A 17,184-nucleotide genomic window follows, 5' to 3' on the forward strand; every position below is an offset into this window, starting at 1 on the left:
AATATTAATTGCTTTATGATGTTGAAAAGGTTTTTGTTTTATTTAAAGTTTACCAATAGTCAGCGAAAAGGACTTTTGGTTTTGTTTGGTACCATAATCGGTTTACAACTGTTTTATTGGTTTGTAGGAGAAAGTCCTAGAAATAGTGTTTCAATAGCTGCCAAAGATTGGCTTTCGTTGCAGCTAAAGATTGATGAACTAAAAAATAATAAGCAGACGGGTGCTACACTTTACCTCTTCAATCCTAACTTTATAACAGACTACAAAGGATATAAACTAGGAATGTCTGTAGAAGAAATTGATCGACTTCATGCCTTTCGAAAAACAAATCGTTATGTAAACTCCGCAGAGGAATTTCAGAACGTAACGGGTGTTTCGGATGTGCTCTTGAATAAATTAGCTCCATTTTTTAAATTCCCTGATTGGGTGAATGGTAAAAAAAGAAACGATATGAAAGCAATTACTTTTTATGGTACAAAAGATAAAAAGAAGCTAGTTAAGATGGATGTTAATTTTGCGACAAAAGAAGATTTAATTAAAGTTTACGGTATTGGTGACGTCATAGCGAATCGAATAATCGCTCAAAGAAGTAGCTTGAAAGGTTTTGTGGCTATGGAACAGCTAAATGAGGTTTGGGGGGTGTCTCCAGAAGTAATCGAAAATTTAAATAGCCAGTTTTATGTGTCGAAATTACCAGAACTAGAACTAATCGATGTGAATAATGCTTCTTTAAAAGAACTGTCTCAGTTTATTTACTTCAAATATGCATTGGCTAAACAAATCTTAATTTATAGAAGCATGAATGGTGATTTTAAAAATATTGAGGATTTGTCAAAAATTAAAGGTTTTCCTGTTGATAAAGCAAAAATAATTGCGTTATATTTGAAGTTCTAAAAATAAAACAAAAACGCATTTTATGAATTCAGCATATTTTTCAGAAGAACATGATTTGTTTAGGGCAAGTTTAAAGGATTTTTTGCATAAGGAAGTGGTACCTTATATTGAGCAATGGGAAAAATCTGGAACAATTGACCGTTTTATTTGGAAGAAGTTCGGAGAGATGGGGTTTTTAGGTATTTCTTATCCTGAAGTATACGGTGGCCTAAATCTAGATTTATTTTATATGGTGATTTTGTTAGAAGAACTTCAAAAAATAAAATCATCTGGTTTTGCAGCTGCTATTTGGGCACATGTTTATTTAGCAATGACACATCTTAATGCAGAAGGCGATGAAAGAATAAAGAAAGAGTATTTGGCTCCAAGTATAGCTGGTGAAAAAATTGGAGCGTTGTGTATTTCTGAACCTTTTGGCGGGAGTGATGTTGCAGGAATGAGAACAAATGCAATAAAAAAAGGCGATAAGTACATTATAAACGGATCCAAGACATTTATTACTAATGGAGTGTATGCGGATTATTATGTTGTTGCTGCTAAAACAGATCCTGCACTTGGGAATAAAGGGATTAGTATTTTTTTAATGAATACTTCATCTAAAGGAATTTCGGCGACCAAATTAGATAAACTTGGGTGGAGAGCTTCTGATACAGCAGAAATTGCATTTGATAATGTAGAAGTACCATTGGAAAACCTGATGGGGGAGGAAAACAAAGGTTTTGCTTATATTATGCAGCATTTTGCTTTGGAACGTTTGATTATGGCAATTAATGCGCACGCAAGAGCAGAATTCGCTTTGGATTATACCATTGATTATATGTCCAGTCGTGAAGCATTTGGAACAACAATAAATAAGTTTCAAGCTTTACGTCACACTCTTGTTGAGCATGCGACTGAAGTAGAGCATTGTAAAATCTTCAATTATGCTGCTGTTGCACGCTTAGATAAAGGTGAATATGTAGTCAAAGAAGCGACGATGGCTAAATTGAAATCAACAAAAGTGGCTGATGAAACTATTTATAGCTGTCTTCAAATGTTAGGAGGTTATGGTTATATGGAGGAGTATCCACTTGCAAGATTGTTTAGGGATAGTCGTTTAGGGCCGATAGGAGGAGGTACTTCTGAAATTTTGAAAGAGATATTGTCAAAAATGATTATTGATAAACAAAATTATAAACCCGCAGTAAAATAATTATCATTTTTTGATTGCTAATTGATAAAACTTTACTACTTTTGCGCACTTAACGAAAGGGGGTGATAAAATTATGTTAATTATACCAATTAAAGACGGAGAAAATATCGATAGAGCATTAAAGCGCTACAAAAGAAAATTTGATAAAACTGGAACTGTTCGTCAATTAAGAGCGCGTACTGCTTTTATTAAGCCGTCAGTTATCAATAGAATGAAGTTTCAAAAAGCGGCTTACATTCAAAATATGAAAGATAGTTTAGAGAATATCTAAATTTTTGTTTTCAAAATTTATTACCGTTAGTGATTAAAGTTTTATAACTTTGATCCTAACGGTTTTTTTTATGACTTCTATTAAAGTAGCTTTTAGGGATTATTTAGTTCTAGAGAAGAATTATTCATTGCATACGCAAAAAGCGTACTGTGATGATGTGGATGCTTTTGAGTTTTTTTTAAATGAGGCTTCTTTTGGGGTTGTTCTCGAGCAGGTTGCTTATGTTCATATTCGTGCTTGGGTGGTTTTTTTGGTTGATTCGGGATTGAATAATGTCTCTGTGAACAGGAAAATTGCTTCCTTGAAGGCTTTTTATAAATTTTTAATGAAGACAAAACAGATTTCTGCTAGTCCATTGCTTAAGCATCGAGCTTTAAAAACTTCTAAAAATATACAAATTCCTTTTTCTGAAAAAGAGATGAATAGTCTTGATGGTTTTTTTTATGATGATGCTGATTTTGATTCTTTAAGGGATAGGTTGCTGATTGAAATGTTTTATGCTACGGGAATGCGTAGGGCGGAAATCATTAATTTAAGGCATAAGGATGTAAATGTTAGTGCTGCTTCTATAAAAGTGCTTGGTAAGCGGAATAAAGAAAGGATTGTTCCAATGTTGTTGATGTTGGTAGGTCGTATCGAGATGTATCTAAAGGAGCGATCAAATTTGGAAGATCTGGTTGACTTTGAATATTTTTTTGTTACTTCAAAAGGGTTAAAATTAAGTCAATCTTTTGTCTATCGAACAATTAATTTGTACTTTAGTAATGTCTCTGAAAAGGTAAAAAAAAGTCCTCATGTCTTAAGGCATACTTTTGCGACTCATATGCTAAATAACGGGGCAGATTTAAATTCAATAAAGGAATTATTGGGGCATTCAAGTTTAGCGTCTACTCAAGTGTATACTAATAGTAGTTTGTCAGAGTTAAAAAAAGTGTACAAAGATGCTCATCCAAGAAGTCTGAGATAATTCTGATTTCATGTTTAACCACAAAAATTAATGATTATGAAGGTAAATGTTCACGCAGTTAACTTTACTGTTGACAGAAAGCTCGTAGATTTTGTTCAAGTTCGAATGGATAAGTTAGAAAAATACTATGATAAGGTAGTGTCTTCGGATGTTTTTATGAAGGTTGAAAAGACGAGTGATAAGGAAAATAAAATAGTTGAGGTCAAAATTAATGTTCCTGGTGATGATTTTTTGGTAAAAAAACAATGCAAAACTTTTGAGGAAGCGGTTGATTTGTCTGCTGAATCTCTAGAGCGTTTGTTGGTTAAAAGAAAAGAAAAAATAAGATCTCATATTTAATTCAATTTTTTTTCAAAAAATGTTTTGATTAAGAGATAAAATCTATACATTTGCAGTCCGTTAGAAATAGCGGACTTTTTTATTGATAATTGCCAGTGTAGCTCAGTCGGCTAGAGCAGCTGATTTGTAATCAGCAGGTCGTGGGTTCGAGTCCCTCCACCGGCTCTTTTAAGTTCAAGCTCTGTTTTGAACATGTTCTTTAAGGTTATGGTAATTAAGGGGAGATACTCAAGCGGCCAACGAGGGCAGACTGTAAATCTGCTGTGAAAACTTCGCAGGTTCGAATCCTGCTCTCCCCACAAAATTTAGAATAAAAGATTATAAGTAGTAGGTAGTATGTTCTGCGTTTATTAATCAAGGATTCTGCCGACTTAGCTCAGGGGTAGAGTGCTTCCTTGGTAAGGAAGAGGTCACGGGTTCAATTCCCGTAGTTGGCTCAAGTAAGTAGGAAATTGAAATAAATATATAACTAAGATTAAAAATTAAGTAAAATGGCAAAGGAAAATTTTACCCGTAACAAGCCCCATTTGAACATTGGTACAATTGGGCACGTGGATCACGGAAAAACTACATTAACTGCGGCAATTACAAAAGTATTGTCTGATGCAGGTTACTGTCAAGCAAAATCATTTGATCAAATTGATAATGCTCCAGAAGAAAAAGAAAGAGGTATTACAATTAATACTTCTCACGTAGAGTATGAAACTTCTAACCGTCACTACGCTCACGTTGACTGTCCAGGTCACGCGGATTACGTTAAGAACATGGTTACTGGTGCTGCTCAAATGGACGGTGCTATTCTTGTTGTTGCGGCTACTGATGGACCAATGCCACAAACTCGTGAGCACATCCTATTAGGTCGTCAAGTAGGTATTCCAAGAATCGTTGTATTCATGAACAAAGTGGATATGGTTGATGATGCTGAGTTGTTAGAGTTAGTTGAGATGGAAATCAGAGACTTATTATCTTTCTACGAATATGATGGAGATAATGGTCCAGTTGTTCAAGGTTCTGCTTTAGGTGGATTGAACAATGATCCTGCTTGGGTTCCTAAAATCATTGAATTGATGGAAGCTGTTGATGCTTGGATCGAAGAGCCAGAAAGAGATGTTGCAAAACCTTTCTTGATGCCTGTTGAAGACGTATTCTCAATCACTGGTCGTGGAACTGTAGCTACAGGTCGTATCGAAACTGGTGTTGCTAACACTGGAGATCCAGTTGAAATCATTGGTATGGGAGCTGAAAAATTGACTTCTACAATCACTGGAGTTGAGATGTTCCGTAAAATCCTTGATAGAGGTGAAGCTGGAGATAACGTTGGTATCTTGTTGAGAGGTATTCAAAAAGAAGATATCAAAAGAGGAATGGTAATCTGTAAACCAGGTTCTGTTAAACCTCACGATCACTTCAAAGCTGAGGTGTATATCTTGAAAAAAGAAGAAGGTGGACGTCACACTCCATTCCACAATAACTACCGTCCACAATTCTACGTACGTACAACTGACGTAACTGGTATTATTTCTTTACCAGCTGGTGTAGAGATGGTTATGCCTGGAGATAACTTAACTATTGAAGTTAAATTGTTAAGCGAGATTGCATTAAACGTAGGTTTACGTTTTGCTATCCGTGAAGGTGGTAGAACTGTAGGTGCAGGTCAAGTTACTGAAATCCTTTAGTTTTTAACTAAAACAAATAAACTAAGCCAGTAACGCTTTAGTTACTGGCTTTATACGGACGTAGTTCAAGGGTAGAATAGCGGTCTCCAAAACCGTTGATGGGGGTTCGAATCCCTCCGCCCGTGCAATATATAACACAGAGTTTAAATTATGGCAAAAGTTGTTAATTACATTTCAGAGGCATTTGAAGAATTAAAGTCAAATGTTACTTGGCCAGCTTGGGCTGAGGTTCAACGTCTAACAATTGTTGTTGCTGTTTTTTCAGTACTATTCGCTTTGGCGACTTGGGGAGTAGATGAAATGTTTGCAAAAGCATTAGAAGGATTTTTTAACTGGTTGAAAGCGTAAATTTCTGGGGATGACTGAAAATAATTTGAAAAAGTGGTATGTCGTTCGTGCAGTAAGCGGGCAAGAAAATAAAGTAAAAGCATATATCGAGACTGAAATCGCTAGGCTAGGGATGGAGGATTATGTATCTCAAGTATTGGTACCTACGGAAAAAGTAGTTACTGTTAAAGAAGGAAAAAAAATTGCAAAAGACAAAGTTTATTTTCCAGGATATGTAATGATAGAGGCTAACTTGGTTGGTGAGATACCTCATATTATTAAGTCTATTACTAGTGTTATTGGTTTTTTAGGGGAAACAAAAGGTGGTGAACCTGTTCCTTTAAGAATGGCTGAAGTTAACCGTATGTTAGGAAAAGTAGATGAATTGACTGTTAATACAGACACTCGTTCTATTCCCTTTAATGTTGGAGAAACAATTAAGGTTATTGATGGGCCTTTTAATGGTTTTAATGGAACTGTTGAAAAAATCAATGAAGAGAAGCGTAAACTTGAAGTTATGGTTAAGATATTCGGAAGAAAAACACCATTAGAGTTAAGTTTTATGCAAGTTGAAAAAGTATAATTTTGTTACACTATAAATAATCACACAATCGCTTCCAATGATTGTCGTGTTAAATTTTTTAAAAAATGGCTAAAGAAATTAGTAAGGTAGTTAAACTACAAGTTAAGGGAGGTGCTGCGAATCCGTCGCCACCGGTTGGACCTGCTTTAGGAGCTGCTGGGGTTAACATCATGGAGTTTTGTAAGCAATTTAATGCTAGAACTCAAGATAAACCTGGCAAAATATGCCCAGTACAAATTACTGTGTATAAAGACAAATCATTCGATTTTGTTGTTAAGACTCCTCCTGCAGCAGTTCAGTTAATGGAAGCTGCAAAGCTAAAATCTGGTTCAGGTGAGCCTAATCGTAAAAAAGTAGCTAGCGTTACTTGGGAACAAATTAGAACTATTGCTGAAGACAAAATGCCAGACTTAAATGCATTCACTATTGAGTCTGCTATGAGTATGGTTGCTGGAACAGCTAGATCTATGGGTATAACTGTATCAGGAGATTCTCCTTTTTAATTAAGAGAAAACATGGCAAAATTGACAAAAAAGCAAAAAGAGGCTGCTTCAAAAATTGAAAAGAACAAATTATACTCTTTGAAAGATGCTGCTGCATTAATTAAAGAGGTTGCTTCTGCAAAATTTGATGAGTCTGTTGATATCGCAGTTCGTTTGGGTGTAGATCCAAGAAAAGCGAATCAAATGGTGAGAGGTGTGGTAACATTGCCTCATGGAACTGGTAAAGATGTAAAAGTATTAGCATTAGTTACTCCAGATAAAGAAGCTGAAGCTACTGCAGCTGGAGCTGATTATGTGGGTCTTGATGATTATTTACAAAAAATAAAAGATGGTTGGACAGATGTTGATGTTATCATCACTATGCCAGCTGTTATGGGTAAATTAGGTCCATTAGGTCGTATTTTAGGTCCTAGAGGTTTAATGCCAAACCCTAAAACAGGTACTGTAACTATGGATGTTGCAAAAGCTGTTGCAGAGGTAAAAGCTGGTAAAATCGATTTCAAAGTTGATAAAACTGGTATTGTACATGCAGGAATTGGTAAAGTTTCTTTCGGAGCTGAGCAAATTTATGACAATGCACATGAAATTATTCAAACATTAATCAAACTTAAACCAACTGCTGCTAAAGGAACCTATATTAAAGGTATTCACCTTACAAGCACTATGAGTCCTGCTATTGCATTAGACCCAAAAGCAGTATAATTGGTAGTTAATAATTTTTAGTATGACTAGAGAAGAAAAATCAATCGCGATTGAAGATTTAACTGCACAGTTAGCTGGTACAAACATTGTATATGTATCTGATATTTCTGGGTTAGACGCAGAAACAACTTCAAACTTGAGAAGAGCTTGTTTTAAAGCAGGTATTAAATTAGAGGTAGTTAAAAATACTTTGCTTGCAAAAGCAATGGAAGCTTCTGATAATGATTATGGTGATTTACCATCAGTATTGACTGGTAATAGTGCTATTTTTATTGCAGATATTGCTAATGCTCCTGGAAAAATTATCAAAGATTTTAGAAAAAAAGCTGCTAAGCCTATTTTGAAAGGTGCTTACATCAATTCTGAAATTTACATTGGTGATGATCAATTAGATGCATTAGCTACAATTAAATCTAAAGAAGAGCTTATCGGAGAAATCATTGGATTGTTACAATCTCCAGCTCAAAGAGTTATTTCGGCTTTACAAAATCAATTCGCTAACAGCGAAGAGACTGAAGCTTAATATAACCAAGCAAGGAGTAGTTCCTTGTTGCTTGAATTAGCGCACAATAAATAAATTATATTTTTACAAATCATTTTAAAACGATAGAAAAAATGGCAGATTTGAAACAATTCGCAGAGCAATTAGTTAATTTAACTGTAAAAGAAGTTAACGAATTAGCAACAATATTGAAAGATGAGTACGGTATCGAACCAGCTGCTGCAGCTGTAGTAGTTGCTGCTGGTGGTGGTGAAGGTGCTGCTGAAGAGGCTCAAACAGAATTTACAGTTGTATTGAAAGATGCAGGTGCATCTAAATTAGCTGTTGTGAAATTAGTAAAAGAACTTACAGGTTTAGGTTTGAAAGAAGCTAAAGATGTAGTTGATAGTGCTCCTAGCAACGTAAAAGAAGGTGTTTCTAAAGAAGAGGCTGAAGGTCTTAAAAAATCATTAGAAGAGGCTGGAGCTGTTGTTGAGTTAAAATAATTTCAACATAGTTTAAAATTAGGTTTAGGTCTTGGGTTTAATCACTCAAAGACCTAAACCATTTTTCGTATAATAAAATTTATTAAGTTTTATTATAAAATAGTTTAAAATACCTTAGAATTTTTAATCATTACGAAGAAAATAAATTAGCTAAAGAGTAATCTTTATTAATTTCTCAAGATGTATTGATTCTAAAAAAGAAAGTATAGATTGTTTTATAAATTAAACAGTGTTTTAAACACAAAAACTACTTTTTTTAATCAAAATTTTGTCCATTGATGCTAACAAATCAGACTGAAAGATTGAATTTTGCCTCTACAAAAAATATTCCTGATTATCCAGATTTTCTTGATGTTCAGGTGAAGTCATTTAAAGATTTTTTTCAATTAGAAACGAAATCAGACGAAAGAGGCGACGAAGGATTGTATAATACCTTCATGGAAAACTTTCCTATTACAGATACAAGAAATAACTTTGTATTGGAATTCCTTGATTATTTCGTAGATCCACCACGTTACACCATTCAAGAATGTATAGAAAGAGGTTTGACGTATAGTGTTCCTTTGAAAGCTAGACTTAAACTTTACTGTACAGATCCAGAACACGAAGATTTTGAAACTATTGTTCAAGATGTATATCTTGGTACAATTCCTTATATGACACCAAGTGGTACTTTTGTGATCAATGGCGCTGAACGTGTTGTTGTGTCTCAATTGCACCGTTCTCCAGGTGTGTTCTTTGGACAATCATTCCATGCAAATGGAACTAAATTATATTCTGCAAGAGTTATCCCATTTAAAGGCTCTTGGATTGAATTTTCTACTGATATTAATAGTGTAATGTATGCTTATATCGATAGAAAGAAAAAATTACCTGTTACTACTTTGTTCCGTGCTATTGGTTTTGAAAGAGACAAAGATATTCTTGAAATTTTTGATCTAGCCGAAGAAATTAAAGTTTCTAAAACAGGGTTGAAAAAATATATAGGTAGAAAATTAGCTGCTCGTGTTTTGAACACTTGGCATGAAGATTTCGTTGATGAGGATACTGGCGAAGTTGTATCTATCGAGCGTAACGAAATTATTCTTGATAGAGATACAATTATCGACAAAGATAATGTTGAAGAAATCATTGATTCTAACGTTAAATCTATTTTGTTGCATAAGGAAGATAATAATTTAGTTGATTATTCTATCATCCACAATACATTACAAAAAGATCCAACAAACTCTGAAAAGGAAGCTGTTGAGCATATCTACAGACAATTGCGTAACGCAGAACCGCCTGATGAAGAAACTGCTCGTGGCATTATAGATAAATTATTTTTCTCTGACCAACGTTATAACTTAGGTGAAGTAGGTCGTTATAGAATTAATAAAAAATTAGGTTTAGATACTCCGATGGAAAAGCAAGTGCTTACTAAGGAAGATATCATAACTATCGTTAAATATTTGATTGAATTGATCAATTCAAAAGCTGAGATTGATGATATTGATCACTTATCAAACCGTCGTGTTAGAACAGTTGGTGAACAATTGTCACAACAATTCGGTGTTGGTTTAGCGCGTATGGCTAGAACCATTAGAGAGCGTATGAACGTTAGAGATAACGAGGTGTTTACACCAATAGATTTGATTAATGCTAAAACATTATCTTCTGTTATCAACTCTTTCTTTGGAACAAATCAGTTATCTCAATTTATGGATCAAACGAATCCATTAGCTGAGATTACGCACAAAAGAAGATTATCTGCACTAGGACCAGGTGGACTTTCTCGTGAAAGAGCAGGTTTTGAGGTTCGTGACGTTCACTATACGCACTATGGTCGTTTATGTCCTATTGAAACTCCTGAGGGACCAAACATTGGTTTGATTTCATCTCTTGGTGTATATGCTAAAGTAAATGGAATGGGATTCATTGAGACTCCTTACCGTAAAGTTTCAAATGGTGTAGTTGATTTAGAATCAACTCCTGTTTACTTAAGTGCAGAAGAAGAAGAAGGTATGATGATTTCTCAAGCAAACATTGAAATGGATGCGACAGGAAAAATTACTGCTGATAATGTAATTGCAAGACAAGAAGGTGATTTTCCTGTAATTGAGCCAAGTCAAGTAGATTATGCTGACGTTGCTCCAAATCAAATTGCATCTATTTCTGCATCATTGATTCCTTTCTTGGAGCATGATGATGCGAACCGTGCGTTGATGGGATCTAACATGATGCGTCAAGCGGTACCTTTAATTCGTCCAGAAGCCCCAATTGTAGGAACTGGTTTAGAGCGTCAAGTAGCTTCAGATTCCAGAGTATTGATTAATGCTGAAGGAGATGGAGTTGTTGAATACGTTGATGCTAACATTATTACTATCAAATACGATCGTTCTGAAGAAGAAAGAATGGTAAGTTTTGAAGCAGATGAAAAAACGTATAACTTGATTAAGTTTAGGAAAACGAACCAAGGAACAAGTATTAACCTAAAACCTATCGTAAGAAAGGGTGATAGAGTTGTTCTAGGTCAAGTTTTGTCAGAAGGATATGCTACTCAAAATGGAGAATTAGCATTAGGAAGAAACCTTAAAGTAGCATTTATGCCATGGAAAGGTTATAACTTCGAGGATGCGATTGTGATTTCTGAGAAAGTAGTTCGCGATGATATATTTACTTCTATCCATATCGATGATTATTCTTTAGAAGTTAGAGATACCAAATTAGGTAACGAAGAGTTAACTAATGATATTCCTAACGTTTCTGAAGAAGCTACCAAAGATTTGGATGAAAATGGTATGATCAGAATTGGTGCAGAGGTAAAACCTGGTGATATTTTGATTGGAAAAATTACTCCAAAAGGAGAATCTGATCCAACACCAGAAGAAAAATTACTACGTGCTATCTTTGGTGATAAAGCTGGTGATGTAAAAGATGCTTCATTAAAAGCTTCTCCTTCATTACACGGTGTAGTTTTAGATAAAAAATTATTTGCAAGAGCAGTAAAAGATAAACGTAAACGTACTCAGGATAAAGATGCTTTAGGCGCTTTAGAAATGGAGTTTGAAGTTAAATTTGTTGAATTAAAAGACAGATTGATTGAAAAACTTTTCCTTATCGTTAACGGAAAAACTTCTCAAGGTGTAATGAATGATTTGGGTGAAGAAGTATTGCCAAAAGGTAAGAAATATACTCAAAAAATGCTTTATGCTGTTGAAGATTTTGCTCACTTAAGTAAAGGTCAATGGGTTGCTGATGATGTGACTAACAAAATGGTTAATGATTTAATTCATAACTATAAAATTAAATTGAACGATTTACAAGGAGCATTACGTAGAGAGAAATTCACTATTACTGTTGGTGATGAATTACCATCTGGAATTTTGAAATTAGCTAAAGTTTATATTGCTAAGAAACGTAAATTGAAAGTTGGGGATAAGATGGCGGGACGTCACGGTAACAAAGGTATTGTTGCTCGTATTGTTCGTCATGAAGACATGCCTTTCTTAGAAGATGGAACTCCTGTTGATATTGTGTTGAACCCACTTGGTGTACCTTCACGTATGAACATTGGGCAAATCTATGAAACAGTTTTAGGATGGGCAGGAATGAATTTGGGTAGAAAGTTTGCTACTCCAATTTTTGACGGTGCTTCTCTTGAACAAATCAATGCTTTAACAGACGAAGCTGGTGTGCCACGTTTTGGACATACACACCTTTATGATGGTGGTACTGGAGAACGTTTCCATCAAGCAGCTACAGTTGGTGTGATTTATATGTTGAAATTAGGTCACATGGTAGATGATAAGATGCACGCTCGTTCTATTGGTCCGTACTCGTTGATTACTCAACAACCACTTGGAGGTAAAGCTCAATTTGGAGGTCAGCGTTTTGGAGAGATGGAGGTATGGGCACTTGAGGCTTATGGTGCATCAAGTACATTACGTGAAATCTTAACTGTAAAATCGGATGATGTTATTGGTAGAGCTAAAACTTACGAAGCAATCGTTAAGGGAGAATCTATGCCAGAACCAGGATTACCTGAATCATTCAATGTATTGATGCACGAATTGAAAGGTCTAGGTCTTGATATTCGTTTAGAAGAATAACAAAAAGTTTTGTAGTCAGTCCCGTAAATATGGGACTGATTACCCATTTATAGAAGTTTTTAGGATTTATACCCGTAAACCGTTCCGATTTTTTATGTTTTTAATGAAAAGTATAATTAGCACTTCAGAGAGAAGTTTAGAGAAGTAATTCGTGGTAATAGAGCTTAATGAATTTTGATGATATAGTAACTACTATTTTGTCTTTAATTCATAAATCTAAAATCAATTTTTAATTGCAAATAAATCAATAGTAAAAACTATGATGAATAATAGAAACAACAATAAAGATAAGAATCCTGTAAAAAGATTCAATAAAATTTCGATAGGATTAGCTTCTCCAGAATCTATCTTGAAAGAGTCAAGAGGTGAGGTGTTAAAGCCTGAGACTATCAACTACAGAACACACAAGCCGGAACGTGATGGGCTTTTTTGTGAAAGAATTTTCGGTCCTGTTAAGGATTTTGAATGTGCCTGTGGTAAGTACAAAAGAATTCGTTACAAGGGAATTATCTGCGACCGTTGTGGTGTAGAAGTTACTGAAAAGAAAGTAAGAAGAGATAGAGTGGGTCACATCAATTTGGTGGTGCCAATCGCTCATATCTGGTATTTCCGTTCTTTGCCAAATAAAATTGGTTATATTTTAGGATTACCATCTAAGAAGTTAGACATGATTATTTACTACGAAAGATATGTAGTAATTCAAGCTGGTATTGCAAAAAATACTGATGGAGAATCTTTACAACGTTTAGATTTCTTAACTGAGGAAGAGTATTTGAATATTTTGGATACTTTGCCAGCAGATAATCAATATTTAGATGATTTTGATCCTAATAAATTTGTTGCCAAAATGGGTGCAGAATGTATTATGGATTTATTAGCGCGTATCGATTTAGATGAGCTTTCTTATAGTTTACGTCATAGTGCCAATAATGAAACTTCTAAACAAAGAAAAACTGAAGCATTAAAACGTCTTCAAGTTGTTGAATCTTTCCGTGAGTCTAACTTAAATCGAGAGAATCGTCCTGAATGGATGATTATGAAAGTGATTCCTGTTATTCCACCAGAATTACGTCCTTTAGTGCCACTTGATGGAGGTCGTTTTGCTACTTCAGATTTGAATGATTTATACCGTCGTGTAATTATACGTAATAACCGTTTGAAAAGATTAATGGAGATTAAAGCTCCTGAAGTTATCTTGAGAAATGAAAAGCGTATGTTGCAAGAATCTGTAGATTCATTGTTTGACAACACTCGTAAAGCTTCTGCTGTTAAGACAGAATCTAACCGTCCATTGAAGTCACTTTCTGATTCATTGAAAGGTAAACAAGGTCGTTTCCGTCAAAACTTATTAGGAAAACGTGTGGATTATTCTGCTCGTTCGGTAATTGTTGTTGGGCCAGAAATGAAATTGTTTGAGTGTGGTTTGCCAAAAGATATGGCAGCTGAATTATACAAACCTTTTGTAATTCGTAAGTTAATCGAAAGAGGTATTGTAAAAACAGTTAAATCTGCTAAAAAAATAATTGACAAAAAAGAGCCTGTTGTATGGGATATTCTTGAGAATGTAATCAAAGGACATCCAGTATTGCTTAACCGTGCTCCTACTTTGCACCGTTTAGGTATTCAAGCATTCCAACCAAAATTAATTGAAGGTAAAGCAATTCAATTGCACCCATTAGTTTGTACGGCGTTCAACGCGGATTTTGATGGGGATCAGATGGCAGTTCACTTGCCATTAGGGCCTGAGGCAATTTTGGAAGCACAATTATTGATGTTAGCTTCTCACAATATCTTGAACCCTGCAAATGGTGCTCCAATTACAGTACCTTCTCAGGACATGGTTTTGGGTCTATATTATATGACCAAAGAACGTTTAACTACACCTGAATTAACTATTCTTGGTGAAGGATTAACTTTCTATTCTGCAGAAGAGGTAAATATCGCTTTGAACGAAGGAAGATTAGAGTTGAATGCTCGTGTGAAAATTAGAGCAAAAGACTTTAATGAAGATGGAGAGTTAGTATACAAAATTATTCAAACAACTGCTGGACGTGTATTATTTAATGAAGTTGTACCAGAAGCTGCAGGATATATCAATGATGTATTAACCAAGAAAAACTTAAGAGATATTATCGGTCACGTATTAAGTTCGACTGATGTACCTACTACAGCTGCCTTCTTAGATAATATGAAAAATATGGGTTATAAGTTCGCTTTTAAAGGAGGGTTATCTTTCTCTTTAGGTGATATTAGAATTCCAGAACAAAAAACAAAATTAATTGCTGATGCAAGAGAGCAAGTAGAAGGAATTTCTGCTAACTATAACATGGGTCTTATTACTAATAACGAGCGTTACAACCAAGTTATTGACGTATGGACTTCTGCCAATGCTCAATTGACAGAGTTAGCAATGAAGAATATTAGAGAAGACCAACAAGGATTCAACTCGGTTTATATGATGCTTGATTCTGGGGCGAGGGGATCTAAAGAACAAATTCGTCAGTTAACTGGTATGCGTGGTTTGATGGCTAAGCCTAAAAAATCTACTGCTGGTGGTGGTGAAATTATCGAAAACCCGATCCTTTCAAACTTTAAAGAAGGTCTATCAATTTTAGAATACTTTATCTCTACGCACGGTGCTCGTAAAGGTCTTGCGGATACGGCGTTGAAAACAGCGGATGCTGGATACTTAACTCGTAGATTACATGACGTTTCACAAGACGTTATTGTTAATATCGACGATTGTGGTACATTAAGAGGTGTTGAAGTTTCTGCATTGAAGAAAAATGAGGAGATCGTTGAATCTTTAGGAGAAAGAATCTTAGGACGTGTTGCATTGCAAGATGTAATTAATCCTTTGACTACTGATATTTTAGTTCATGCAGGACAACAAATTACTGAATCTATTGTTAAAGCAATCGAAGCTTCTCCAGTAGAAAAAGTAGAAGTTCGTTCTCCATTAACTTGTGAAGCATTAAAAGGAATTTGTGCAAAATGTTACGGTAGAAATTTAGCTACTGGTAAGATGACACAAAAAGGAGAAGCGGTTGGAGTTATTGCTGCACAGTCTATTGGTGAACCAGGTACACAGTTAACGTTACGTACATTCCACGTTGGAGGGGTTGCTGGAGGTATCTCAGAAGATTCTAGTATTATTGCTCGTTTTGCAGGTAAATTAGAAATCGAAGATTTAAAAACAGTTAAAGGCGAAGATAGCGAAGGAAATTCTGTTGATATCGTAGTGTCTCGTTCTACTGAATTGAAATTAATTGACGAGAAAACAGGTATTTTATTAAGTACAAACAATATTCCTTACGGTTCTAGTATCTATGTTACAGATGGACAATCTGTTTCAAAAGGAGAGGTTATCTGTAAATGGGATCCATATAACGGGGTAATTGTCTCTGAGTTTACTGGTAAAATTGAATACGAAGATTTAGAGCAAGGACAATCGTTCATGGTTGAAATCGACGAACAAACTGGTTTCCAAGAAAAAGTAATTTCTGAATCAAGAAACAAAAAATTAATCCCAACATTATTGGTTTACGGTAAAGATGGTGAATTAATCCGTTCTTACAACTTACCAGTAGGGGCTCACTTGATGGTAGAGAATGGTGAGAAAATTAAAGCAGGTAAAGTATTGGTAAAAATCCCACGTCGTTCTTCAAAATCAGGCGATATCACAGGAGGTTTACCAAGAATTACAGAGTTGTTAGAAGCTCGTAATCCATCTAATCCAGCTGTAGTTTCTGAAATTGACGGGGTAGTTTCTTTTGGAAAAATCAAAAGAGGTAATCGCGAAATTATCATCGAGTCTAAATTTGGTGATGTTAGAAAATACTTGGTGAAATTATCAAGCCAGATTCTAGTTCAAGAAAATGACTTCGTAAGAGCTGGAGTACCATTGTCTGATGGTGCAATTACTCCAGACGATATTTTGAGAATCCAAGGACCAGCAGCGGTACAACAATACTTAGTGAATGAAATTCAAGAGGTTTACCGTTTACAAGGGGTAAAAATCAATGACAAACACTTTGAGGTTGTAATCCGTCAAATGATGCGTAAAGTAAGAGTTCAAGATCCAGGAGATACTTTATTCTTAGAAGATCAATTGATCCACACCAAAGATTTTATCGTTCAAAACGATAATCTTTACGGAATGAAAGTGGTGGAAGATGCAGGTGATTCTGCAGTGTTGAAACCAGGTCAAATCGTTACTCCACGTGAGTTGCGTGATGAAAACTCTTTATTGAAACGTACAGATAAAAACTTGGTAGTAGCTCGTGATGTTATTACAGCAACTGCTACTCCAATATTACAAGGTATTACAAGAGCATCGTTACAAACGAAATCATTTATCTCTGCTGCTTCTTTCCAAGAAACAACTAAAGTGTTAAACGAAGCTGCTGTAGCAGGTAAGGTTGACTTGTTAGAAGGCTTGAAAGAAAACGTAATTGTAGGTCATAGAATTCCTGCAGGTACGGGTATGAGAGAGTATGATAATACCATTGTAGGTTCTAAAGAAGACTACAATGATATGATGGCTAACAAAGAAGAGTACATTTACTAATGTATTTAGAGATGTAAGATTATATATTCAAAGACGATTTCGATCGTCTTTGAGTTTTTTAAATCACTACCTCTTTGAATCT

At 35.1% G+C, this 17,184-nt stretch carries 14 protein-coding genes and 4 tRNA genes; all 18 read left to right on the plus strand.

Annotated elements, in window-relative coordinates:
- The first annotated feature begins 18 nt into the window (after positions 1–18).
- Complete coding sequence (locus tag WFZ86_RS15645; protein ID WP_342692799.1) at positions 19–894, plus strand: ComEA family DNA-binding protein; 876 nt, start codon at positions 19–21, stop codon at positions 892–894.
- A 22-nt stretch (positions 895–916) separates the two neighbouring features.
- Positions 917–2,086 carry an acyl-CoA dehydrogenase family protein gene (locus WFZ86_RS15650; RefSeq protein WP_342692800.1) on the plus strand — a complete coding sequence of 390 codons (1,170 nt, stop codon included), beginning with the start codon at positions 917–919 and terminating at the stop codon, positions 2,084–2,086.
- 73 nt (positions 2,087–2,159) lie between these two features.
- Positions 2,160–2,357: a 30S ribosomal protein S21 gene (gene rpsU, locus WFZ86_RS15655; protein WP_064716531.1), complete on the plus strand. Its 198-nt coding sequence runs from the start codon at positions 2,160–2,162 to the stop codon at positions 2,355–2,357.
- Between the two features lie 70 nt (positions 2,358–2,427).
- A complete protein-coding gene (locus WFZ86_RS15660; RefSeq protein WP_342692801.1) occupies positions 2,428–3,324 on the plus strand; it encodes a tyrosine-type recombinase/integrase in 897 nt (298 codons plus the stop codon).
- A 36-nt stretch (positions 3,325–3,360) separates the two neighbouring features.
- Positions 3,361–3,663, plus strand: coding sequence for a ribosome hibernation-promoting factor, HPF/YfiA family (gene hpf, locus WFZ86_RS15665; protein ID WP_342692802.1), 303 nt, complete (start codon positions 3,361–3,363; stop codon positions 3,661–3,663).
- A gap of 91 nt (positions 3,664–3,754) precedes the next feature.
- Positions 3,755–3,828, plus strand: a tRNA-Thr gene (locus tag WFZ86_RS15670).
- A 53-nt stretch (positions 3,829–3,881) separates the two neighbouring features.
- A tRNA-Tyr gene (locus WFZ86_RS15675) sits at positions 3,882–3,962 on the plus strand.
- A gap of 66 nt (positions 3,963–4,028) precedes the next feature.
- A tRNA-Thr gene (locus WFZ86_RS15680) sits at positions 4,029–4,100 on the plus strand.
- A gap of 54 nt (positions 4,101–4,154) precedes the next feature.
- On the plus strand, positions 4,155–5,339 hold the full coding sequence (gene tuf / locus WFZ86_RS15685; protein ID WP_342692803.1) for an elongation factor Tu: 1,185 nt from the start codon (positions 4,155–4,157) through the stop codon (positions 5,337–5,339).
- Between the two features lie 54 nt (positions 5,340–5,393).
- A tRNA-Trp gene (locus tag WFZ86_RS15690) sits at positions 5,394–5,464 on the plus strand.
- Positions 5,465–5,489: 25 nt separating this feature from the next.
- Positions 5,490–5,687 carry a preprotein translocase subunit SecE gene (secE, locus tag WFZ86_RS15695; protein ID WP_024982058.1) on the plus strand — a complete coding sequence of 66 codons (198 nt, stop codon included), beginning with the start codon at positions 5,490–5,492 and terminating at the stop codon, positions 5,685–5,687.
- A 10-nt stretch (positions 5,688–5,697) separates the two neighbouring features.
- Complete coding sequence (nusG, locus tag WFZ86_RS15700) at positions 5,698–6,249, plus strand: transcription termination/antitermination protein NusG (protein WP_159682325.1); 552 nt, start codon at positions 5,698–5,700, stop codon at positions 6,247–6,249.
- Positions 6,250–6,314: 65 nt separating this feature from the next.
- A complete protein-coding gene (rplK, locus tag WFZ86_RS15705; protein ID WP_342692804.1) occupies positions 6,315–6,752 on the plus strand; it encodes a 50S ribosomal protein L11 in 438 nt (145 codons plus the stop codon).
- Between the two features lie 12 nt (positions 6,753–6,764).
- Positions 6,765–7,454 (plus strand): 50S ribosomal protein L1, encoded by a 690-nt coding sequence (rplA, locus tag WFZ86_RS15710; protein ID WP_064716537.1) that lies wholly within the window; start codon positions 6,765–6,767, stop codon positions 7,452–7,454.
- 22 nt (positions 7,455–7,476) lie between these two features.
- Complete coding sequence (gene rplJ, locus WFZ86_RS15715; protein WP_159682327.1) at positions 7,477–7,977, plus strand: 50S ribosomal protein L10; 501 nt, start codon at positions 7,477–7,479, stop codon at positions 7,975–7,977.
- Positions 7,978–8,069: 92 nt separating this feature from the next.
- On the plus strand, positions 8,070–8,441 hold the full coding sequence (gene rplL, locus WFZ86_RS15720; RefSeq protein ID WP_300977835.1) for a 50S ribosomal protein L7/L12: 372 nt from the start codon (positions 8,070–8,072) through the stop codon (positions 8,439–8,441).
- 278 nt (positions 8,442–8,719) lie between these two features.
- Positions 8,720–12,532, plus strand: a complete 3,813-nt coding sequence (gene rpoB, locus WFZ86_RS15725) for a DNA-directed RNA polymerase subunit beta (RefSeq protein ID WP_342692805.1) — start codon at positions 8,720–8,722, stop codon at positions 12,530–12,532.
- Between the two features lie 259 nt (positions 12,533–12,791).
- Positions 12,792–17,102, plus strand: coding sequence for a DNA-directed RNA polymerase subunit beta' (rpoC, locus tag WFZ86_RS15730; RefSeq protein WP_342692806.1), 4,311 nt, complete (start codon positions 12,792–12,794; stop codon positions 17,100–17,102).
- Positions 17,103–17,184 lie beyond the last annotated feature (82 nt).

The organism is Flavobacterium polysaccharolyticum (assembly GCF_038739875.1).
GTDB classification, from domain to species: Bacteria; Bacteroidota; Bacteroidia; order Flavobacteriales; family Flavobacteriaceae; genus Flavobacterium; species Flavobacterium polysaccharolyticum.